Below are 20319 nucleotides of genomic sequence, written 5' to 3'. Positions count from 1 at the left end.
CTGATCCCCGGCAGGTCCATCGGCGAGGGGACAACGGATGCGCAGGACGGTGGTGCCCCTCCTGGGCGCGGCGCTGGTCACGGCGGCCTGCTCGGCGCCACGCACGACGACGCCGAGCCCGATCGCCGAGCCGGTGCCGCCGGCCACCACCTCGACCACGCCGGTGCCGACCACCACCACGCCGCCCGCGCCGCCGTGCGCCGCGACGACCGGGGCCTGCGTCAGCCTGGCGCAGCGGCTGGCCTGGCTGCTGCGGGACGGCCGGGTGGTCCGCGGCCCGGTCCCGGCCGGGTTCGGGCCGCCCGACCAGGCGACCCCCGCCGGGTCGTTCCACGTCGTCTGGAAGGACCGCGAGCACCGCAGCAGCCAGTACGGCACCGACATGCCCAACTCGGTGTTCTTCGCCGCCGGCGGCATCGCCTTCCACGCCGGACCGCTGGAGGCCCCCTCGCACGGCTGCGTCCACCTGACCGACGCCGATTCGGCCGCGTTCTTCGACGGGCTGAACGTCGGGGACGCGGTGCAGGTCTTGTAGGCTTCGTCCCTTGTCGGACATTCGAGCTGTCGTTTCCAGGCTGCGCGCCGCGGGCTGCGTGTTCGCCGAGGACGAGGCCGATCTCCTCGTCGCCGCGGCCACGACCCCCGCGGAACTCGCCGCGCTCGTCGAGCGCCGCGTCGCCGGGCTGCCGCTGGAACACCTGCTGGGCTGGGCGGAGTTCCACGGCCTGCGCGTCACCGTGCGGCCCGGAGTGTTCGTGCCGCGGCACCGCACCGGGTTCCTGGTCGACGTGGCCGTGTCGCTCGCCCCGCCGGACCCGGTGGTCGTCGACCTGTGCTGTGGCTCCGGGGCGCTCGGGGCCGCCTTCGCCGCGGCCCTCCCGCCGCGTGAGCTGCACGCCGCCGACGTCGAGCCGGCCGCGGTCGAGTGCGCGCGGCTGAACCTGCCCGGGGCCCGGGTCCACCAGGGCGATCTCTACGACGCGCTGCCGTCGTCCCTGCTCGGCCGGGTTTCGGTGCTCCTGGCGAACGTGCCATACGTGCCGTCGGACGCCGTCGCGACGATGCCGCCGGAAGCTCGCCTGCACGAGCCGCTGGTGGCGCTCGACGGCGGCGCGGACGGCCTGGACCTCGCCCGGCGCGTCGCCGCGGGCGCGCCGGAGTGGCTCGCTCCGGGAGGGACACTGCTGATCGAATCGAGCGAGCGGCAGGCGCCGGTGCTCGCGGAGATCCTTGCCGCGGCAGGGTTGTCACCGCGCGTGCACTCCTGCGACGACCTGGGGGCGACCGTCGTGACCGGCACCGCGAAATTGTGATCTCACGTTCCGGCGCTCCCGGACGTCTTCCTGGTGTGATCGTGAAACCGTTCGAGCAAGTCGTGGCCGAGCACGGGCCGATGGTCCTCCGGGTCTGCCGGGCCCTGCTCGGGCCCGCCGACGCCGAAGACGCCTGGTCGGAGACCTTCCTGGCGGCGTTGAAGGCCTACCCCGAGCTGCCCGCCGACGCGAACGTCCAGGCGTGGCTCGTCACGATCGCGCACCGCAAGGCCGTCGACGTCACCCGCGCGCAAGCCCGCCACCCGATCCCGGTCGAGGAGGTGCCGGACCGGCCCGGCCGCGCGCACGCGTGGCACGGCGACCTGTGGGACGCGCTGGCGCGGCTGCCGGTCAAGCAACGCCTCGCCGTCGCCTACCACTACCTGGCCGGGCTGCCGTACCGCGAGATCGCCGAAATCACCGGAGGCACCGCCGAAGCCGCCCGCCGGGCCGCCGCCGACGGCGTCAAGGCACTGCGGGCCGGCTATCCCCTGGAAGGAGCACACCCATGATCGACATGTTCCAGTTCTTCGGGGACGAGATCCTGCTCGACTCGAGCGTGCTGCACGAGCGGCTGGCCGCCGACGCCACCGAACGCGGGCTGCTCGACGTCGCCTACCGCACGGTCGACTCCCCGGTCGGCCCGCTGCTGCTGGCGGCAACCGAGGAAGGCCTGGTGAAGGTGGCCTTCGACCGCCAGGACCACGACGCGGTACTGGCCGAGCTGGCGGCGGCCATCAGCCCCCGGATCCTGCGCGCCCCGGCCCGCCTCGACCCGGTGGCCCGCCAGCTGGAGGAGTACTTCACCGGCGAGCGCCGCGCGTTCGACGTCCCCCTGGACTTCCGGCTGGCCCGCGGATTCCGCCGCGCGGTGCTGGACCACCTGCCCGAGATCGCGTACGGCCACACGGAAAGCTACGCCCAGGTGGCAGCGGCGGCGGGCAGCCCCAAGGCCGTCCGCGCAGTCGGCACGGCGTGCGCCCGCAACCCGCTGCCGGTGGTGGTCCCCTGCCACCGAGTGGTCCGCTCCGACGGCTCGTACGGCCAATACGCCGGCGGCGAAGAGGCCAAGCGAGTCCTCCTGACGATGGAGGCAGCGTGAAAACCTTCGAAGAGCGCGTCGCCGCGGCTGACTGGGCCGCGGTCGCCGCCGAAGTCGATGGCTATGGCTGCGCGCTCCTGCCGCCGCTGCTCACCCCGGCCGAGTGCGCGCGGCTGGTCGCCCTCTGGGACGAGCCGTCGCACTTCCGGGCGACGGTCAACCTGCGCCGCCATCGCTTCGGGGACAACGGCGACTACCACTACTTCGCCTCGCCGTTCCCGGAACCCGTGCAGCGGCTGCGGCAGGCGCTCTACCCGCGGCTGCTGCCGATCGCCCAGGACTGGTCCGCCCGGCTGGGCCGCCCGGCCGAGTGGCCGTCCACTTTGGACGAATGGCTGGCCGCGTGCCACGCCGCGGGGCAGGCGCGGCCCACGCCGATCCTGCTGCGCTACGAAACGGGCGGCTGGAACGCCCTGCACCGCGATCTCTACGGCGACAAGGTGTTCCCGCTGCAGGTGGTGATCAACCTCAACGACCCGGGCACCGACCACACGGGCGGCGAGTTCCTCCTGGTCGAGCAGCGGCCGCGCGCGCAGTCCCGCGCCACGGCCACCCTCATCCCGCAGGGCCACGGCCTGGTGTTCACCACCCGTGACCGGCCGGTCCGCTCGGCCCGCGGCTGGTCGGCGGCCCCGGTGCGCCACGGCGTTTCGGTGGTCCGGTCGGGCCGCCGGCACACGCTGGGTCTCGTGTTCCACGACGCGGCATGACCTCGCTCGAACTCGAGGCGCTGCTCGGCTTGCTCGGCGGGGCGCGGCACATCGTGATCGGCACGGATTTCGCGTCGCGGCCCGACGGCGACCGGATCGCCGCGGCGTGGGGCGGCGTGGTGCTGACCACGGTGGCCTGGCCGGAGACGGCGGCGTCGTGGCTGCGCCAGGCCCACCGTTTCGCGGCGCCGGAGCCGGACGCGTGGGTGGTCAGCGCCACCCCGGCGGGCTGGGCGGGCATGGCCCGGCGCCTGCAGCTGTCCACGTCCTGGAGCCCGCACCGGACCTTCGCCACCTCGGCACTGGCCGGCTACCCCCTGCCCGGTCTGCGCGGCGCCCGCGCGGACGGCACGACCTGGGAGACTCGATGAAACACGCCGTACTGGATTCCCCGATCGGCGAACTGACCGTGGTCGGCGACGCCGACGTCGTGACCGGCTTGTACTTCCCGAACCACTGGACCCGCCCGGACCGCACCGCGTTCGGAGACCGCGACGACACGGCGTTCCCCGAAGCGTCCCGGCAGCTGAAGGAGTACTTCGCCGGCCAGCGCACGGCGTTCGACGTCCCGATACAGGCGACCGGCCCCGATTTCGACCGCGCGGTGTGGGCGGAGATCGCGTCGATCCCGTACGGGGCCACGGCGACGTACGGCGACCTCGCCCGGGCGGTCGGCGGACTCCCGCACGAGGTCGGCGCGGCGGTCGGGCGCAACCCGCTGAGCATCCTGGTGGCGTGCCACCGTGTCGTCGGCAAAGGCGGAAAGCTGACCGGTTACGCGGGCGGCATCGGGCGCAAGCAGTTCCTCCTGGACCTGGAGCGCCCGCCGGCCTCGACCCTGTGGTGATCACACGCTGAGCAGCAGGCTGATCCCCAGCCCGGTCATGGTCACGGCGATCACCACGTCGAGCACCCGCCACGCCACGGGTTTCGCGAACACGCCGGCCAGCCGTCGGGCCCCGAACCCGAGCGCACTGAACCACACGGCGCTGGCCACCCCGGCGCCGAGCCCGAACAGCCACCGCCCATCCCCATGAGCGACGGCAACCGAGCCGAGCAGCAGCACGGTATCGAGGTAGACGTGCGGATTCAGCCAGGTGAAGGCCACACAGGCCAGAACGGCCTTCCGCAGCGGTGTGCGGTCCTCCCCCACGGTCATCACGGACGGCTTCAGGGCCCGCCGCGCGGCAAGCACCCCGTACCCGAGCAGGAAAAGCCCACCTCCCACGGCCACCACCCCGATGGCGGTCGGCCACCGCGCCAGCACGGCCCCGACTCCGCTCACCCCGAGCCCGATCAGCACGAGGTCCGACACGGCACAGATGACCACGAGCGGCGCCACGGCCCCGCCACGCAGGCCTTGCTGCAGCAGAAAGGCGTTCTGAGAACCGATCGCGACGATGAGCGAGAGACCGGTCCCGAACCCGGCCAGGAGGAGAGGCAGCACCCGGCCACGGTATGACCGCGTCCGGCGTTACTCCAGCTAAAGCTTCTTACGCAACATTAGCGCCCCTAATGCCGCCCCGTCTCGCCGGGGAACTCTCCCACTCCGCGTTCCACGAGGTCAAACGCCTGATCGATCACCGCCACCTGCTCCCGCCGCACGACTTCCGCATCATCCCCCGCCACGATCCGGCCCATCGCGTGCGCGAACACCGTGGTGATCGCCGCGGTCAGCAGGTTCGCCACCATGCGGGCGCGGAACTCCTCGCCCGTCTCCTCCGTCAGGAGCGCCGCGAACGCGTCCGCGATCTCGCGCTCCTGCTCGTACCACCGGGCCATCAGCGCCGGGCTCGAAGTCAGCACCCACCAGAACCCGGGGCCGCCCGCGATGGCGCCCGAGAGCGGGTGACCCGCGGCCAGCAGCGCATGCTGGTGACGTCGCAGCGCCGTGCACGGCGAGACACCCGGCGCCCGCGAACGGACTATCGAGGTCAGCTCGGCCAGGCGATCCGCGTGGCGGTCGAGGAACAGGTCCTCCTTGCGCGGGAAGTAGTTGAACACCGTCATCTTCGAGACGCCCGCCGCCTCGGCTATCTCGGCCACCGTCACCTCCTCGAAGCCGCGCTCGACGAAGAGGCGTGTGGCCACGTTCGAGATCAGCAGGCGGGTGGCCTGCTTCTTCCGCTCGCGGAGTCCGGGGTCAGCCATGAGCGAGAGTATAGACCGAGCCCAAAGTTTGACTCGGTAAAAGTTTCCCGGCATCATCGGAGCCATGAACAGGGATGTGGTGATCTCCGGGGGCGGACCGGTCGGCTTGATGCTGGCCTGTGAACTGCGGCTGGCGGGCGTGGACGTGCTCGTCGTCGAACGGCTGCCCGAGCCGGACCAGACGATCAAGGCCGGGTCGGTCAACCTGACCACGGCCGAAGCCTTCTACCGGCGGGGTCTGCTGCCCGCCATGGACGCCGTCGTGCAGCAGAACTTCGCGCAGATCCAGAAGTTCCTCGAATCCCGCGGCGGGAGCGGCCCGAAGGCCGTGCCCGTTGGCCACTTCGCCGGGATCATGGTCACCTCGGGCGGAGTCGACTTCACCGATCCCGCCTTCCGGGACGTCGGGCCCGCCGCCCGGGTGGTCGTCATCCAGCAGCAGGCCGTCGAGGCGATCCTCGCCGAGCGGGCCGCCGAGCTGGGGGTGGAGATCCGGCGCGGCGTGGAGCTCACCGGGTTCGACGCCGACGACGACGGCGTCACCGTGCACCTCGGCGAGCGGGAAACCGTGCGTACCGGGTGGCTCGTCGGGTGCGACGGGGGACGCAGCCGGGTGCGGAAGCTGGCCGGCTTCGCCTTCCCCGGTACCGACCCCGCCATCACCGGACGGCAGGCGCTCACCGAGCTCGCCGGCGCCGACGCGCTGCCCGCCGGCTGGCAGCACGGCCCCGGCGGCCTCTACGTCCACGGGCCGACGCCCGGGCGGATCCTCACCGTCGAGTTCGACGGGCCGCCCGAGGACCGCGACGCGCCGGTCACCGCGCAGGAGGTCGAAGACAGCTTCCGGCGGGTTTCCGGGGCGGACGTCCGAGTGACGAAGCTCCACAGCGCCACGCGCTTCACCGACAACGCGCGCCAGGCGAGCACCTACCGGCAGGGCCGCGTGCTGCTGGCCGGCGACGCGGCGCACGTCCACTCGCCCTTCGGCGGGCAGGGCCTCAACCTCGGCATCGGCGACGCCGTCAACCTGGGCTGGAAGCTCGCCGCCACGGTCCACGGCTGGGCACCCGACGGCCTGCTCGACACCTACACGACCGAGCGGCACCCGATCGGCGAGTGGGTCCTCGAATGGACCCGGGCGCAGGTCGCGCTGATGCGCAGCGACGTGCGCACGAAGGCGCTGCGCCAGGTCGTCACCGACCTGCTGTCCACCGGCGACGGCGCCACGTACCTCGCCAAGAAGCTCTCCGGCGTGCTGCACCGCTACGCGATCGACGGCGAGCACGACCTCACCGGCCGCGCCGCGCCCGACTTCGCCTTCGCCGACGGCACCCGGCTCGGCGAGCGCCTCCACGACGGCAAGCCCCTCCTGCTCGACCTCGCCGACCACCCCGCCCTGCGCGAGACGGCGGCCGGCTGGGCCGGGCGCGTGAACGTGGTGTCCGCGAAGTGCGACAGCGAGCCGTCGCTGACCGGCGTGCTGATCCGGCCCGACGGGCACATCGCCTGGGCACGCGAGGACGGTTCGACGGACGGCCTCGAGCCGGCGCTGCGCACCTGGTTCGGCGAGCCCGCCTGAGAACCGGGCAGGATGGGCGGGTGAGCGACCTCCACCCGCCCATCGAGCCCTACGACCACGGGCTGCTCGACGTCGGCGACGGGCACCTCGTGTACTGGGAGACCTGCGGGAACCCGGACGGCAAGCCGGCGGTCGTGCTGCACGGCGGCCCCGGTCAGGGCTGCACGCCCGGCATGCGGCGGATGTTCGACCCAGCCCGGTACCGCGTCGTGCTGCTGGACCAGCGCGGCTGCGGCCGGAGCCGTCCGCACGCCGCCGACCCGGCGACCTCGTTGCGCCACAACACCACGGACCACCTCGTCGCCGACCTCGAGCGGCTGCGGGAACACCTCGGCATCGAACGCTGGCTGGTGACGGGTGGTTCGTGGGGCACGACGCTCGCGCTGGTGTACGCCGAACGCTTCCCGCACCGGGTGACGGAGATCGTGGTCAGCGCGATCAGCACGACCCGCCGGTCGGAGATCGACTGGCTGTACCGCGGCGCCGGCCGCTTCTTCCCCGAGGCCTGGCAACGTTTCCGCGACTTCGCCGGCGACGACGACGTCGTGGGCGCCTATGCGAGGCTCATGGCGGACCCGGACCGGCGGGACCACGCCGCCCTCGCGTGGAACGCCTGGGAGGAAACGGTCCTGTCCCTGGAACCCGGCGCCGAGCCGGAAGTCCACAGTGGACCGCCGGACGAGGCGCTGCTGGCGTTCGTCCGGCTCACCACGCACTACTACGCGCACGCCGGCTGGCTCGAAGAAGGCGCGGTGATCCGCGACGCCGGACGTCTGGCGGGCATCCCCGGCGTACTGATCCACGGCCGGCTCGACCTCAGCTGCCCGGTGACGACGGCCTGGGAGCTGGCCGAGTCGTGGCCGGGCGCCGAACTGCTCGTCGACGACCGGTCCGGGCACGGCGCCAGTGACGTCAAACGCGCCTGGAAGCTCGCCGCGCTGGACCGGTTCGCGCGGGCCTAGAGCCGCTCGGCGAGCAGTTTCGCCAGGCGGGCGTAGACGTCCTTGCGGTGCTTGAGGACGTACGCCACCGCCACGCGGTTCTGGCCGTGGCTGCGCTTGCCGAGCACGACCATCTCCGCCTGGTCGAGGCCGGTGCGGTCGCAGAAGAACGCGCCCTCGCCGGCCTCCGGCACCGCGGTCACCGGTCCGCTGCAGTCCTTCCGGATGTTCTTCATCGCTTCCTCGGGCGGGAGGGCGTCGGCCGCGGACGAAATCCACAGGTCGAGCAGCCACGGGTGGACGTACTTGCCCTCGTAGCGGCACCGGAACTCGGTGCCCGGCCCCGACGTGCCGGCGGCCGGCTGCTCGGTCGCCATGAGGTCTTCGCTGGTTTCCAGGAGCTGCTGCAGGTCCGCCGGGCCGAAGAGCGGGCAGGCGGCCGTGATCTTCACGGGTGACGCCGGTGGCGCGACCGCGGCCGGCGGTACCGGCGTGACCGGGGTGAGCAGGGGCAAGGCGGTCGTGATCGGGCTCGTGCACGCAGCAAGGCAAGCCGTCACCGATACCGCCGCGAGCACCAGCCGGATTCGTTCCACGGCTTCCTCACGCCCGGAGCCGCGGTCCGGTTGCCTACCCCTCCGCAGCCAGCTGCACCGCGACGTCGATGATCATGTCCTCCTGGCCGCCCACCAGGGCCAGCTCGCCGCACCGGCGCAGGATCGCCTGCGCCGGGACGCCGTAGCGCTCCGCCGCGCGTTCGGCGTGCAGCAGGAAGCTCGAATAGACCCCCGCCCAGCCTTGGACGATCGCGTTGCGGTCCATCTTCGGCCAGCGGTGCAGGTACGGGCGGACCACCTCCTCCGCCGCGTCCAGCAGGCCGCCGACGTCGAGGCCCGTGTCGATCTCCAGGCGGTCGAACACCGCCGCCAGGACCTCCGTCGGCGAGTTGCCCGCGCCCGCGCCGAGCGCGCACAGCGACCCGTCGATGTACCGCACGCCCGCTTCGTAGGCCAGCACCGAATTCGCGACGCCGAGCGAGAGGTTCTGGTGCCCGTGGTAACCGACCCAGGCCGCGTCGCCGACCTCGGCGACCAGTGCTTCGAAGCGAGCGCGGGCCTCGTGCATCAGCAACGCGCCCGCCGAGTCCGTCACGTACGCCGCATGGCAGCCCGCGTCCACCATGATCCGGGCCTGCTTGGCCAGGTCTTCCGGCGGCGTCCGGTGCGCCATCATGAGGAACCCGGCGGTCTCCATCCCGAGCTCCCGCGCCAGCCCGAAGTGCTGCGGCGACACGTCGGCCTCGGTGCAGTGGGTCGCCACGCGCACCATCTCCGCGCCCGCGTCGAACGCGCGCCGCAAGTCCTCGACCGTCCCGATGCCGGGCACGAGCAGCACCGCGATCTTCGCCTGCTTCGCTTCCTCGCGGGCCGCCGCGATCAGGCGAAGCTCGTCCACGGCGGAAAAGCCGTAGGTGAACGACGAACCGCCGAGGCCGTCGCCGTGGGTCACCTCGATCACCTCGACGCCCGCGCGGTCGAGCGCCCGGACCGTGCCGCGCACCTGCTGCTCGGTGAAGCGGTGGGCCATCGCGTGGCTGCCGTCGCGCAGCGTCGTGTCGACGATCCGGACGTCGTGGCGCAGTTCCGGCCGGGTCATGCGGAAACCTCCTGCTTCGCGCGGGCCATCAGCTCGCCGACGCGCGCGGCCGCGGCGGTCATGATGTCCAGGTTCCCGGCGTACTCCGGCAGGTAGTCGCCGTTGCCGCGGACCTCGAGGAAGATGCCGACCCGCGCGTTGCCGTCCCAGTCTTCGCGCGCGTCGTCGAACTGCGGATCGGCGCGCAGTGTGTAGCCGGGGACGTACTTCTGCACTTCGGCGACCATTTCGTGGATCGACGCGGTGATGGCTTCGCGGTCGGCGTCGAGCGGGATCGCGCAGAACACCGTGTCCCGCATGATCATCGGCGGCTCGACCGGGTTGAGGATGATGATCGCCTTGCCCCGCCCGGCGCCGCCGATCTCGGCCACCGCCTGCGACGTCGTGCGCGTGAACTCGTCGATGTTCGCGCGCGTCCCGGGGCCCGCGCCCCGCGAAGCGACCGACGCGACGATCTCCGCATACGGCACCGGCGTGACCCGGGAAACCGCGTGCACCATGGGAATCGTGGCCTGGCCGCCGCAGGTGATCATCGAGACGTTCGGCGCGTCGAGGTGCGCGCCGAGGTTCACCGGCGGGCACACCATCGGGCCGAGGTGCGCCGGGGTCAGGTCGATCGCCTGGATCCCGGCTTCCTCGTACCGCGGCGCATTCGCGGCGTGCGCCTTCGCCGATGTCGCTTCGAACACCAGGTCCGGCCGGGGATCCTGGCGCAGCAGCCAGTCGACGCCCTCGGCCGACGCCGCGATCCCCTGCGAGCGAGCGCGGTCGAGGCCGTCCGACTCGACCACGCCGACCACGTACCCGACTTCGATCACTTCACTGTGTCGCAGCTTCGCCAGCAAATCGGTGCCGATGTTGCCGGGGCCGACGATCGCCGCCATCACGGGAGCCATGTCCCGACCGTCGCACCGAGGCCACGGCCGAGGACAGGCTGGTGTTCCGGCCAGCGGAACGTCGGGTCAGCGTCGAGGCGGAGCGGCCGGGCATCGAGCCGGCCGGGGCGACGACGCCGGGCCGCCGGTGCGGCGCGCGCCCCGGATCACCGCCGCGGCGATCAGCGCGGCCACTCCCCCGCAGGTCATCACGGCCGGCACCGACACCGCGTCCACCACGAACCCGCCGGCCAGCGCCCCGGCGGAGATCGTCGCCTGGAAGGACGCGGTGAAGAGGACGGTCGCCGCCTCGGGCGCGTCCGGCGCTGCACCGGCGAACCACGCCTGGGAGCAGAACGGCACCGCGCCGTAGGCCACGCCCCACACGACGAGGGTGCCGAGCGCGCCGAGCGGGCCGGTGTGCGGCAGGACGAAGACCGACACGGCGATCAGCGCCGCCGCCACCGCGAACCCGCCCCGGAACCGCCCGGCCAGGAAGGTGCCCGCGATCCCGGCGACCCCGTACACCAGCAGGTACGCGCTGAGCACCGCCGGCCGGACGACCTCCCGCAGCAACGGCGTGACGTAGGTGTAGGTGCCGAAGTGGGCGAGGACGACGAGGAACGTCACGACCAGTCCCGTGCGGACCCGGGGACGGCGCAACAGTCCACTGAGGACGCTCAGCCGGGTGACCTCGGCCGGTGGCAGTGGCGGGGTGAGGACGAGCAGGGCCGCGGCGATGGCGAGGCTCAGCATCCCGAGCAGGAGGAAGGCGCTCCGCCAGCCCGCGAGCTGCCCGATCAGGGTGCCGAGCGGCACGCCGAGCACCGAACCGAGCGGGACGGCGGAGAAGATCACCGACGTCGCCCGCGCGGCCGCCGCGGTCCCGACGAGCCGGGGCGCCAGGCCGGCGCCGATCGACCAGAAGCCGCCGATGACCAGCCCGACGAGGAACCGGGCCGTCAGCAGCACCCAGAACGCGGGCGCGGCCGCGGCGAGGAACCCGGCGGCCGCGAGCAGGACCATGAGGACGGCCAGCATCAGCCGCCGGTCGACCCGTCCGGTCGCGACCGTCACGACCGGCGCGGCGACGGCCGCGACGAATCCGGGCACGGTCATGGTCCAGCCGGCGGTCCCGGCCGAGACGCCGAAGGCCGCCGCGATCGGCGTGAGGAGGCCGATCGGCAGGATTTCGGTGGTGACGATGGCGAAGATCCCGGCGGTGACGGCGAAGACGGCCGGCCACCGCGGTGCTGGTGCGGTCATGCGGCCCAGTGAACCGGCGGCGGATCGCCGGGGCTGGCAGGTTTGCGACGGCTTGATCGCCGGGGCGGGTCATGGCGGATTTTCGCCGGTTTGATCGACTCCCGGTCGGGGCAGTTTCCCGATCACACCCGATCGAGGAGGTTGCGATGGCCGAACGGCGTTGGCACTTCATCCCGGAAACGGCGGCGCTGTGCTGGATCTTTCTCGCCGTGGGGGCGGTTTTGCTCGTGTCGAGCATTCTCAGCCTGACCGGCACCGACAGCCGGGCGCCCGTCCTGACGGTGATCGCGGCGGTGGCCGCGGTGGCCCTGATCGTCATGTCGGTGATCGGCTTGGCCCGCCCGAAGCTGCGCGGCCGCTGACCGGCCGGATCCCGCGGCGGCGCCGGGACCCGGCCGGAATCCCTACAACTCCTGGTGATCCGCGTGGCCGACCCGGGCCTCCGGCACCGGACGGCCGTCGCTCACCCGGAAGTCATCCACCCCATCGAGGACGAACGCCGGCGTGCCCGCCACCGTGTCCGCGCGGCAGTGGTGCACGTCGGCGTCGGCCATGCAGCAGTCGATGTTGATGCCCGTCCCCGCCGCAGTCATCCGGATTTCGCGCGCGGCCGCATGATCAATGCCGCGACGAAGTACACACACGGCTCCTGGCCGCGGTTCGCGTAGGAATGCGTTGCGTCGGCGGGAAAGTACACCGAATCCCCCGCCGCGAGGACGTACTCGGCGTCGCCGACGCCCAGGCGCAGCTCGCCCGACTCGACGGCGACGAATTCGTGGGAACCCGGGGCGTACGCCGGGAAAACGCCCGCGTCGCAGCCGGCGGGCAGGGTCGTGCGGATCCACTCGAAGTTGACGCCGGGGACGACCGGCGTCAGCACCGTGCGGTGCCAGCCGCCGGGTTCGGCGATGTGGTCCTGCTCCGCCGCGCGGCGGACGATCACCCGGTCGCTCTCCAGGTCGGCGAGCAGCCGCGAGAGCGACAGCCCGAGGCCGTCGGCGATCCGGGACAGCACCACGACCGTCGGCGTCTTCTCGCCGCGCTCGATCGCCGACAGCATGCTGACGCTGACGCCCGCCGCCTCGGCCAGGGCACTCAACGCCAGCCCGCGGCCCGACCGCAGGTCGTGGAGGTGGCGGCCGAGCCGAACCGGATCAATCATTCCTCTATAATACCTGTTATGTCCACTATAGCGGAAGTGACCGCGGCCGACGCGGAAGGCATCGCCGCCGTCTTCGCGCCGTACGTCACCGACTCCGTCTTCACCTTCGAAACGACTCCGCCGACTGCGGCCGAGTGGCGCGCGAAGATCCGCGAACGCACGTGGCCCTTCCTCGTCCTCGCCGAAGAAGGCGAGATCCTCGGCTACGCGCTGGCCGCGCCGTGGCGGCCGAAGTCGGCGTACCGGTACTCGGTGGAGACGACGATCTACCTCGCGCCCCGGGCCGCCGGCCGGGGCCACGGACGCCGGCTGCTCGACGAGCTGCTGAAGCAGTGCGCGGAAGCCGGGGCGCGGCAGGCGATCGCCGTCATCGTCGACTCCGGCCACCCCGCGTCGCGGAACCTGCACCGGGCGGCCGGGTTCACCGACGCCGGCGTGCTGCGCCGCGTCGGGTTCAAGCAGGACCGCTGGCTCGACACGCTCTTGATGCAGCGGGAACTGGGCTAACGCGACTTCGCGCGCAGGTGCAGCCGCTCGCCCTGCTTGCCGAACAGGCTGAGGATCTCCGCGGGCCGGCCGCCGACCGCGCCGAACCAGTGCGGGAGCCGGGTGTCGAACTCCGCCGCCTCGCCCGGGCCCAGCGTCATGTCCCGGTCGGCCAGGATCAGGCGCAGCCGGCCCGACAGCACGTACAGCCACTCGTACCCCTCGTGGACCTGGGGATCGGGTTCGCCCGTCTCCGGCTCGAGGATCATCTTGAACGCCTGGGGCGCGCCCGGCTGGCGGGTCAGCGGCAGCACCGTCATGGTCGCGCCGTTGTGGCGCGGGATGCGGCGCGCGGTCAGCCGGACCCGGGGATCACCGACCTCCGGCGCGCCCACCAGTTCGTCGAGGGGCACCTGGTGGGCCTGGGCGATCGGCAGCAGCAGCTCCAGGCTCGGCTTCCGCTGGCCGGACTCCAGCCGGGACAGCGTGCTCTTCGAGATGCCCGTGGCCGCCGACAGGTCGGCCAGGGTGACCCGCCGCTGCGTGCGAACCCGCTTGAGCCGGGGGCCGACCTCGGCCAGGGCCTGGGTGATCGCGTCCGTCATGCCTCCAGGAAACCCGCTTGTCCCGGAAACGGCAACATAAGTTGTCGGATTCGCGAGGCCGGGTTCATGGTGGCCCCATGAGCGAAAACGACAACTTCGACGTACTGGTGGTGGGTGGCGGCGCCGCGGGACTCAGCGCCGCCCTGATGCTGGGCCGGGCGCGGCGGCGCGTCGCGGTCGTCGACTCCCGCGCCCCGCGCAACGCGCCGGCGGCCCACATGCACGGCTTCCTCTCCCGCGACGGCCTGCCGCCGTCCGAACTCCTCGACCTCGGCCGCGCGGAACTCCGCGGCTACGGCGTGGAACTCCTCGAAGACCGGGTGACCCGGCTCGACCACGGCTTCACGGCCGAGCTGGCGAGCGGACGGCACCTGACCGCCCGGCGCGTCCTGGTCGCCACCGGCATCCACGACGACCTGCCCGGCATCCCGGGCCTGCGGGAGAGCTGGGGCACCGACGCGGTGACCTGCCCCTACTGCCACGGCTACGAAGTCCGCGACCAGCCGCTCGGCGTGCTCGGCACCGAACCCGCGAGCGTCGAGCACGCGCTCCTGGTCCGCCAGTGGTCGCCGGACGTCGTGTACTTCGCCCACACCACGCAGGTGTCCGAAGACGACCGCGAACGGCTCGACGCGCGCGGGATCCGCGTGGCCGAGGGCGTCGTGACCGGCATCCGGCGCGAAGACGGCCACCTCACCGGCGTCGAACTCGGGGCCCGGTTCGTGCCGCGGGCGGCGCTGTTCCTCCGCACCCGGACCGTCCCGCACGACGAGCTGCTGCGCGGCCTCGGGTACGTCGAAGGCGACATCGACCCGTCCGGGAAGACCGGCGTGCCGGGCGTGTGGGCCGCGGGGAACGTCGTCGACGCGCGGGCGACCGTGATCATCGCCGCGGCCCAGGGCGCGGCCGCCGCCGGGGCGCTGAACCACGACCTCGTCACCGAGGACGTCGAGCGGGCCATCGGCGCGTTCGCCGGCTTCTCCCCCACGGCGGAACGCGCGGCGGCCGGAGCACGCTAGCCCGGAGCGCCCCGGCGTGCCAGGCTCGGCGGATGCGTCCGACGCTGTACGAATTCGCCGGCGGCGACCCCGCGTTCCGCGCGCTGGCCGCCGCCCACCACGAGCGCTGCCTGGCCGACCCGGAGCTGAACCACCCGTTCTCCCACCCCGGGCAGCACCCGCGGCACGTCGAGCGGCTCGCCTGGTACTGGGCCGAGGTGCTGGGCGGCCCGCCGCGGTTCTCGCGCGAGTGCAGCGACCACTCGGCGATGCTCCGGATGCACGCCGGCAACGGCGACATGAGCGACCTCGGCCGCCGGTTCGTGGCCTGTTTCGTGCAGGCCGCGGACGACGCCGGCCTGCCCGCCGACCCGGAGTTCCGCGCCGCGCTGCGGTCCTACATGGAGTGGGCGGTGGCCGAAGTGCTCACCTACCCCGGCCCGGCCGCCGAGGTCCCCGCGGGACTCGCCGTGCCCCGCTGGTCGTGGACCGGGTTGCAGCCGCTGTAACGACGAGGCCGGTCGCCGCGTCTTGCAGGCGACGACCGGCTGTGGAGGTCCGTCGCCAGAGCCGGTCCGGACGGGTTCCCCCCACCCGCCCGGACCGGCTCGCGCACGACGTCCGATATCCGCTGGCGCCGCCCCGGCCGGCCCCGACAGACTCGCGCCATGCTCCTCGATCGCTACCTGCTCGCCTCCCGTGGCTTCGAGCACCACCTGCGCGCGGTGCCGCCGGACGGCTGGACCGCGCCGACGCCGTGCTCCGAGTGGGACGTCCGGGCGCTGGTCAACCACATGACCCGCGGCAACCTCAACTACGTCGGCATGCTGCGCGGGGTCGCCCGGGAGGAGTTCCTGGCCCGGCGGGACGAAGACGCGCTCGGGGACGACCCCGTCACCGCGTTCACCGATTCGGTCCGGGCCTGCGCGGCCGCCTTCACCGAAGGAGGCGCCTTGGACCGCGTGGTCGACTACCCGTTCGGCCAGCTCACCGGGCGGCAGGCGCTGGCCGTGCGGACGGCGGACAGCACCGTGCACACCTGGGACCTCGCCCGCGCGCTCGGCGCCGACGAGACGCTCGACCCGGGTCTGGTCGCGTGGCTCGACGAGGACTACGACACGATCTTCGCCGGGCTGGCCCTGGGCCCGCGCTTCTTCGCCGAGCCGCCGTCGGCGGAGCCCGGCGCGTCCCGCCAGGACCGGCTGCTCACGCGGTTCGGCCGCGATCCGCGCCGAGCCGGCTGACCAGCTCGGTCAGCGCGGGCCCCAGCGGCCGGTCGACCCGCACCGCGGCATAACGGTCGCCGCGGGTTTCCCCGCGGTTGACGATCACCACCGGTTTGCCCGCGTTCGCCGCGTGGCGGACGAACCGGAGCCCGGACATCACGGTCAGGGACGAGCCGAGCACCAGCAGCGCCTCGGCGTCGTCGACCAGCCGGTAGCACTGCTCGACCCGCGGCCGCGGCACGTTCTCGCCGAAGAACACGACGTCCGGTTTGAGGACGCCTTCGCAGGCCTCGCACGGCACCGTCCGGAAGCCGCGGACGACGTCAGCGGGCAGTTCGACGTCGCCGTCCGGGTTGATCCGGGTGGCCGCGCCGGCGAAGCCCGGGTTGGCCGCCCGCAGCCGGCGGTCGAGCTCCGCGCGCGGGCTGGTGCGGCGGCAGTCCAGGCAGACGACGCGGTCCAGGCTGCCGTGCAGTTCGACGGCGTCGGTCGTGCCGGCCGCCTGGTGCAGGCCGTCGACGTTCTGCGTGATGACGCCGCGGACGTACCCGCCGTCGCGCAGGGCGGCCACCGCGCGGTGACCGTCGTTGGGATCGGCGCGGGCGATCGTGCGCCAGCCGAGGTGACTGCGCGCCCAGTACCTCTGCCGCCCTTCGGCGCTGCCGACGAACTCGTCGTAGGTCATCGGCGTGTGCCGGCGCAGGCTGCCGCTTTCGCCGCGGTAGTCGGGGATCCCGGATTCGGTGGACAACCCGGCCCCGCTGAGCACGGCGACACGGCCGCGCGCGACGACGCCGGTCAGCTCGTCGAGGCTGGACGTCCGCGGCAGCGGCGCGTCCGCCGACGTCCAGGAGAGGGTGGGCCGGGTCCGCACCAGGCCAGGGTACGTGGCCGGAGCCGTCAGCCGCCGTCCCGCTCGAGGCCGGGCAGCAGCGACCCCGTCCCGTCCCACACGGAACCCGCGTCGACGAACACCCTCAGCAGCGACGTCAGCCGCGGATCGCCGTGGCCGTTCAGGTCGTCGGAGGCGATCCGGCGCGCCACGCCGGCCAGGAAGTCGGCGATCTGGACCCGCGCGTCGGCCCGGGAGTCGACGAAACGCACGTCCACCAGACGGGGGCCGAGCGTCGCCTTGAGCTGCAGCACGCGCTCGGGCGTCAGGGCCAGTTGCTCGTCGTGCACCAGGGCGACCGGGGTGCCGCCGTCGCTGAAGTGCCGGACGGTGTGGAGCACCGCGGGCACCAGCGGGTCCAGCACCGGCACCAGCCCCGGATCGCCCGCCAGCCGGGCGCGGTAGGCGGCCACCCGCTCGGCGCCGCCGCGGAACCGGGCGACGATCTCGGCGGCTTCGCCGGGAATCCGGGCCAGCTCCTCGACCAGCGCGAAGAACTCCGGCGGCGACGTCGTGACACCACGACGGGGCTTCAGCCGCAGCACGCTCGTGAACGCGGTCAGGAAGAACTGCCAGCGGGCGGCGCCGAACGCGGCCGGGCCCGTGCGGTGGAGGGTGCGCGCCATCTCGTCCGTGCCCTGCTCGGCCAGCAGGGTGACCGCGGCGCGCACGGCGAAGAACGTCTTGCCGGTCAGGTGCACGTGCCCGCGGCCGTCGAGCGGGCCGTCCGGGGCGAGCAGCCATTCGAGCACCGCGCGGTGCTTGGCGCGCAGCAGGTGGTTGGCCTTGTACTCCTCGGCGGGCGAGCCGATGCGGGCGCGGATCTCCCGCACGCACGCGGTGGCCTCGGGCCAGGACATCCGGACGCCGGCGTGGGCGAAGACGTCGGTCTCGCCGCCGAGCAGGTTCTCGCCCTCCGAACCCGATTCGTCGCAGGCGATCTCGACCGGGCGCACGACCTCGATCGTGCCAGAGCGCACCGGGCGCGGGCGATCGGATTCCCGGCCACGGCGGCGCCGGTCGTGGTTGACTGGCCGCATGCTGCCCTGGGACGGCGAACTCGCCGGACGACTCGACCGGCACACCGTGACTTCCACGCTGCTGCGCGGCAACCCGCTCGGCGACCCGCATGAACGGCCGCTGTGGGTGTACGTCCCGCCGGGCTACGACGACGGCGACGAGCGCTACCCGGCGGTGTACGTCATCCAGGGTTACACCGGGCACCTGACGATGTGGGCCAACCGCACCCCGTTCCGGCAGCCGTTCGTGGAGACCGCCGACGCCGTCTTCGCCGCCGGCGCGCCGGGCTGCGTCGTGGTGTACGTCGACGCGTGGACCGCTTACGGGGGCTCGCAGTTCGTCGATTCGCCGGGCACCGGCCGGTACCACTCCTACCTGTGCGACGAGATCGTGCCGTGGGTCGACGAGCACTACCGGACCCGGCCCGACCGCGAGTCGCGGGCGATCGCGGGCAAGTCGTCGGGCGGCTTCGGCGCGATGATCACCCCGATGCTGCGGCCGGACCTGTTCGGCGCGCTGGCGACGCACGCGGGCGATGCGGCGTACGAGCTGTGCTACATCCCCGACTTCGGCAAGGCGGTGCGCGCCCTGCGCCGGTACGACCAGGACATCGCGGCGTGGTGGGCGGACTTCCGGAGCCGCCCGGCGTTCACCGAGCCCGAAGACGCGACCCTGCTGATGATGCTCGGCATTTCGGCGTGCTTCTCCGCGAGGGACGACGGGACGCCGGAGCTGCCGTTCGACCCGCTGACCGGCGCCCTGCGGCCGGAGCAGTGGCAGCGCTGGCTGGACTGGGATCCGGTCCGGATGGTGGCGGGCCACGCGGAGGCGGTCCGCTCCCTGCGCGCGGTGTGGATCGACGCGGGCACCAGCGACGAGTACTTCCTCGACATCGGCGCGGAGGCGTTCCGGGCGGAGGTGGCCCGCGCGGGCCTGCCGGACGACCGCGTCCACTTCGAGCTGTTCGACGCCGGCCACGGCGGGATCGACTACCGGTACCCGCTTTCGCTGGCCTGGCTGGCGCAGCGGCTGGCCCGCTGATGGTCACCGAAACGGACCTGGCCCTGCCCGGCGGGCGCACCCTGCACGTCTACGACACCGGCGGCCCCGCGCGGCTCACCGTGTTCTGGCACCATGGGACGCCCAACACCGGGGCGCCGCCCGGGCCGTTGCTGCCGCTCGCCGAGGAGCTCGGCGTCCGGTTCGTGTCCTTCGACCGGCCCGGCTACCGCACCTCGACGCCGGTGCCGGGCCGGACCGTCGGGATCGGCGCGGAGTGCGTCGCCGTCGTTGCCGATGCGCTGGGGATCGGCGAGTTCGCCCTGATGGGGCACTCCGGCGGGAGTTCGCACGCCCTGGCCTGCGCCGCCCTGCTGCCCGAGCGGGTACTCGCCGTGGCGAGCCTGGCCGCCGTCGCGCCCTTCGATGCCGCCGGGCTCGACTGGTTCGGGGGCATGGCCGCCGCGAGTGCCGGGTCGCTGCGGGCCGCCACCGAAGGCCGGGCCGCCAAGGAAGCCCACGAAGCCGCCGCCGAGTTCGATCCGGACGTCTTCACCGCCGCCGACATGGCCGCCCTCACCGGGTCGTGGTCATGGCTGGACGAGGTCGTCCGCGCGGCGCTCGCGGACGGGCCCGGCGGGCTGATCGACGACGACCTGGCCTACGTCACGCCGTGGGGCGGCGATCCCGCGCGGATCACCGCGCCCGTCCTGCTCCTGCACGGCGAGCAGGACCGGATGGTCCCCGCCACGCACAGCGCGTGGCTCGCCGGGCGGTGCCCGCACGCGGAGTACCGGCCCGTGCCCGGCGAGGGCCACCTGTCGGTGCTGCACCACGCCGCCGAGGCGCTCACCTGGCTCGCCGATCAGGGCAGCAGGGCCAGCGAAGCGACCACCGGCGCCAGGTAGAGCACCGGGAACGGCAGGTGCGCGTACGACCGGGCCCGGGCCACGGTGATCAGCGCGCCGGTGAAGTACAGCACCAGGCCGATCGCCGCCGCGATCCCGATCGGCGGCCAGAAGAGCCCGGCGAGCAGTCCCACCGCGCCGGCCGCCTTGGCCGTGCCGAGCAGGTTCCACCACGACCGGGGCACGCCGTACTCGGTGATCGGCTCGACGACCCACTTCGCGCGGGCGAACATCGAGACGGCGGAGAAGCCGACCCAGGCCGCGGCGGCGACGGTGACGATCAGGTACGCGGTGTGCATCGGAAGCTCCTCGGGGTTCGCGGCCCCGGGGGTCGGGGTCCGTCACCCCCACGACTCCGCGGTCCGGCCCGATGTGACAGCCCGGCACGTGACGGCCATCACAGCTTCCGCAGTGCACCACAACCATCCCG

The 20319-nt window shown here is 73.2% G+C and carries 28 protein-coding genes; 16 read left to right on the top strand and 12 right to left on the bottom strand.

Annotation, left to right across the window (positions count from 1 at the left end):
- Positions 1 to 37 precede the first annotated feature (37 nt).
- The 7 genes from ACFPLC_RS33310 to ACFPLC_RS33280 are packed head-to-tail and all read left to right on the top strand — an operon-like array spanning position 38 to position 3972.
- A complete protein-coding gene (locus ACFPLC_RS33310) occupies positions 38 to 535 on the top strand; it encodes a L,D-transpeptidase (RefSeq protein ID WP_378206156.1) in 498 nt (165 codons plus the stop codon).
- 10 nt (positions 536 to 545) lie between these two features.
- Positions 546 to 1313, top strand: coding sequence for a putative protein N(5)-glutamine methyltransferase (locus tag ACFPLC_RS33305; protein ID WP_378206158.1), 768 nt, complete (start codon positions 546 to 548; stop codon positions 1311 to 1313).
- 35 nt (positions 1314 to 1348) lie between these two features.
- Entirely contained in the window at positions 1349 to 1825 is a 477-nt protein-coding gene (locus ACFPLC_RS33300; protein WP_378206161.1) for an RNA polymerase sigma factor, read from the top strand.
- A complete protein-coding gene (locus tag ACFPLC_RS33295) occupies positions 1822 to 2415 on the top strand; it encodes a methylated-DNA--[protein]-cysteine S-methyltransferase (RefSeq protein ID WP_378206164.1) in 594 nt (197 codons plus the stop codon). The genes ACFPLC_RS33300 and ACFPLC_RS33295 overlap by 4 nt, the downstream gene beginning before the upstream one ends.
- Positions 2412 to 3125: a 2OG-Fe(II) oxygenase gene (locus tag ACFPLC_RS33290; protein ID WP_378206166.1), complete on the top strand. Its 714-nt coding sequence runs from the start codon at positions 2412 to 2414 to the stop codon at positions 3123 to 3125. The genes ACFPLC_RS33295 and ACFPLC_RS33290 overlap by 4 nt, the downstream gene beginning before the upstream one ends.
- The gene (locus tag ACFPLC_RS33285; RefSeq protein WP_378206169.1) at positions 3122 to 3496 is read left to right on the top strand and encodes a hypothetical protein; all 375 of its coding nucleotides are present in this window, start codon (positions 3122 to 3124) and stop codon (positions 3494 to 3496) included. The genes ACFPLC_RS33290 and ACFPLC_RS33285 overlap by 4 nt, the downstream gene beginning before the upstream one ends.
- Positions 3493 to 3972 (top strand): methylated-DNA--[protein]-cysteine S-methyltransferase, encoded by a 480-nt coding sequence (locus ACFPLC_RS33280; RefSeq protein WP_378206172.1) that lies wholly within the window; start codon positions 3493 to 3495, stop codon positions 3970 to 3972. Before ACFPLC_RS33285 ends, ACFPLC_RS33280 begins: the two co-directional genes overlap by 4 nt.
- Here ACFPLC_RS33280 and ACFPLC_RS33275 read toward each other — a convergent pair whose 3' ends face one another.
- Together ACFPLC_RS33275 and ACFPLC_RS33270 are read right to left on the bottom strand one after the other, a co-directional pair.
- Positions 3973 to 4572 carry a LysE/ArgO family amino acid transporter gene (locus ACFPLC_RS33275; RefSeq protein WP_378206175.1) on the bottom strand — a complete coding sequence of 200 codons (600 nt, stop codon included), beginning with the start codon at positions 4570 to 4572 and terminating at the stop codon, positions 3973 to 3975.
- A gap of 65 nt (positions 4573 to 4637) precedes the next feature.
- A complete protein-coding gene (locus tag ACFPLC_RS33270) occupies positions 4638 to 5276 on the bottom strand; it encodes a TetR/AcrR family transcriptional regulator (RefSeq protein ID WP_378206177.1) in 639 nt (212 codons plus the stop codon).
- A gap of 64 nt (positions 5277 to 5340) precedes the next feature.
- Here ACFPLC_RS33270 and ACFPLC_RS33265 point away from each other — a divergent pair, with 64 nt between their 5' ends.
- Complete coding sequence (locus ACFPLC_RS33265; protein WP_378206180.1) at positions 5341 to 6855, top strand: FAD-dependent monooxygenase; 1515 nt, start codon at positions 5341 to 5343, stop codon at positions 6853 to 6855.
- A 20-nt stretch (positions 6856 to 6875) separates the two neighbouring features.
- Complete coding sequence (gene pip / locus ACFPLC_RS33260) at positions 6876 to 7817, top strand: prolyl aminopeptidase (RefSeq protein ID WP_378206183.1); 942 nt, start codon at positions 6876 to 6878, stop codon at positions 7815 to 7817.
- Here pip and ACFPLC_RS33255 read toward each other — a convergent pair.
- The 4 genes from ACFPLC_RS33255 to ACFPLC_RS33240 form a co-directional block, all read right to left on the bottom strand.
- Positions 7814 to 8392, bottom strand: coding sequence for a hypothetical protein (locus ACFPLC_RS33255; RefSeq protein ID WP_378206186.1), 579 nt, complete (start codon positions 8390 to 8392; stop codon positions 7814 to 7816). The genes pip and ACFPLC_RS33255 overlap by 4 nt on opposite strands.
- A gap of 34 nt (positions 8393 to 8426) precedes the next feature.
- The gene (dmpG, locus tag ACFPLC_RS33250; RefSeq protein WP_378206189.1) at positions 8427 to 9452 is read right to left on the bottom strand and encodes a 4-hydroxy-2-oxovalerate aldolase; all 1026 of its coding nucleotides are present in this window, start codon (positions 9450 to 9452) and stop codon (positions 8427 to 8429) included.
- Positions 9449 to 10348 (bottom strand): acetaldehyde dehydrogenase (acetylating), encoded by a 900-nt coding sequence (locus tag ACFPLC_RS33245; protein WP_378206192.1) that lies wholly within the window; start codon positions 10346 to 10348, stop codon positions 9449 to 9451. Before ACFPLC_RS33245 ends, dmpG begins: the two co-directional genes overlap by 4 nt.
- A gap of 66 nt (positions 10349 to 10414) precedes the next feature.
- Complete coding sequence (locus tag ACFPLC_RS33240) at positions 10415 to 11593, bottom strand: MFS transporter (protein ID WP_378206195.1); 1179 nt, start codon at positions 11591 to 11593, stop codon at positions 10415 to 10417.
- 146 nt (positions 11594 to 11739) lie between these two features.
- Between ACFPLC_RS33240 and ACFPLC_RS33235 the strand changes: the two genes are divergently transcribed.
- Entirely contained in the window at positions 11740 to 11955 is a 216-nt protein-coding gene (locus ACFPLC_RS33235; RefSeq protein ID WP_378206197.1) for a hypothetical protein, read from the top strand.
- Between the two features lie 42 nt (positions 11956 to 11997).
- On the opposite strand, the gene ACFPLC_RS33230 is transcribed toward ACFPLC_RS33235, so the two are convergent.
- Together ACFPLC_RS33230 and ACFPLC_RS33225 are read right to left on the bottom strand one after the other, a co-directional pair.
- Positions 11998 to 12186, bottom strand: a complete 189-nt coding sequence (locus tag ACFPLC_RS33230; RefSeq protein WP_378206199.1) for a hypothetical protein — start codon at positions 12184 to 12186, stop codon at positions 11998 to 12000.
- Entirely contained in the window at positions 12183 to 12755 is a 573-nt protein-coding gene (locus ACFPLC_RS33225; RefSeq protein ID WP_378206201.1) for a helix-turn-helix domain-containing protein, read from the bottom strand. The genes ACFPLC_RS33230 and ACFPLC_RS33225 overlap by 4 nt, the downstream gene beginning before the upstream one ends.
- Before the next feature lie 18 nt (positions 12756 to 12773).
- On the opposite strand from ACFPLC_RS33225, the gene ACFPLC_RS33220 reads away from it, so the two are divergent.
- Entirely contained in the window at positions 12774 to 13262 is a 489-nt protein-coding gene (locus tag ACFPLC_RS33220) for a GNAT family N-acetyltransferase (protein WP_378206204.1), read from the top strand.
- Here the strand turns inward: ACFPLC_RS33220 and ACFPLC_RS33215 are convergent.
- Positions 13259 to 13846: a helix-turn-helix domain-containing protein gene (locus ACFPLC_RS33215; protein ID WP_191306572.1), complete on the bottom strand. Its 588-nt coding sequence runs from the start codon at positions 13844 to 13846 to the stop codon at positions 13259 to 13261. The two genes, ACFPLC_RS33220 and ACFPLC_RS33215, sit on opposite strands and share 4 nt — an antisense overlap.
- A gap of 77 nt (positions 13847 to 13923) precedes the next feature.
- Between ACFPLC_RS33215 and ACFPLC_RS33210 the strand changes: the two genes are divergently transcribed.
- The 3 genes from ACFPLC_RS33210 to ACFPLC_RS33200 all read left to right on the top strand — a co-directional run bounded on the left by ACFPLC_RS33210 (position 13924) and on the right by ACFPLC_RS33200 (position 16088).
- Positions 13924 to 14865, top strand: a complete 942-nt coding sequence (locus ACFPLC_RS33210) for an NAD(P)/FAD-dependent oxidoreductase (protein ID WP_378206207.1) — start codon at positions 13924 to 13926, stop codon at positions 14863 to 14865.
- A 32-nt stretch (positions 14866 to 14897) separates the two neighbouring features.
- Positions 14898 to 15353 carry a group II truncated hemoglobin gene (locus ACFPLC_RS33205; RefSeq protein WP_378206210.1) on the top strand — a complete coding sequence of 152 codons (456 nt, stop codon included), beginning with the start codon at positions 14898 to 14900 and terminating at the stop codon, positions 15351 to 15353.
- A gap of 159 nt (positions 15354 to 15512) precedes the next feature.
- The gene (locus ACFPLC_RS33200; protein ID WP_378206213.1) at positions 15513 to 16088 is read left to right on the top strand and encodes a TIGR03086 family metal-binding protein; all 576 of its coding nucleotides are present in this window, start codon (positions 15513 to 15515) and stop codon (positions 16086 to 16088) included.
- On the opposite strand, the gene ACFPLC_RS33195 is transcribed toward ACFPLC_RS33200, so the two are convergent.
- Complete coding sequence (locus ACFPLC_RS33195) at positions 16051 to 16944, bottom strand: NAD-dependent protein deacetylase (RefSeq protein ID WP_378206215.1); 894 nt, start codon at positions 16942 to 16944, stop codon at positions 16051 to 16053. The two genes, ACFPLC_RS33200 and ACFPLC_RS33195, sit on opposite strands and share 38 nt — an antisense overlap.
- Before the next feature lie 26 nt (positions 16945 to 16970).
- Entirely contained in the window at positions 16971 to 18002 is a 1032-nt protein-coding gene (locus ACFPLC_RS33190) for a DUF3800 domain-containing protein (RefSeq protein WP_378236010.1), read from the bottom strand.
- Between ACFPLC_RS33190 and ACFPLC_RS33185 the strand changes: the two genes are divergently transcribed.
- Positions 18001 to 19023: an alpha/beta hydrolase gene (locus tag ACFPLC_RS33185; RefSeq protein ID WP_378206221.1), complete on the top strand. Its 1023-nt coding sequence runs from the start codon at positions 18001 to 18003 to the stop codon at positions 19021 to 19023. The two genes, ACFPLC_RS33190 and ACFPLC_RS33185, sit on opposite strands and share 2 nt — an antisense overlap.
- The gene (locus ACFPLC_RS33180) at positions 19023 to 19889 is read left to right on the top strand and encodes an alpha/beta fold hydrolase (RefSeq protein WP_378206224.1); all 867 of its coding nucleotides are present in this window, start codon (positions 19023 to 19025) and stop codon (positions 19887 to 19889) included. The genes ACFPLC_RS33185 and ACFPLC_RS33180 overlap by 1 nt, the downstream gene beginning before the upstream one ends.
- Here ACFPLC_RS33180 and ACFPLC_RS33175 read toward each other — a convergent pair.
- A complete protein-coding gene (locus ACFPLC_RS33175) occupies positions 19847 to 20188 on the bottom strand; it encodes a DoxX family protein (protein ID WP_378206227.1) in 342 nt (113 codons plus the stop codon). The genes ACFPLC_RS33180 and ACFPLC_RS33175 overlap by 43 nt on opposite strands.
- Positions 20189 to 20319 lie beyond the last annotated feature (131 nt).

It is taken from the genome of Amycolatopsis plumensis (assembly GCF_042652605.1).
In the GTDB taxonomy this organism is placed as follows: domain Bacteria; phylum Actinomycetota; class Actinomycetes; order Mycobacteriales; family Pseudonocardiaceae; genus Amycolatopsis; species Amycolatopsis plumensis.
Note: the sequence above shows the minus strand (reverse complement) of the source record. Positions and strands in the feature narration are given on the sequence as shown.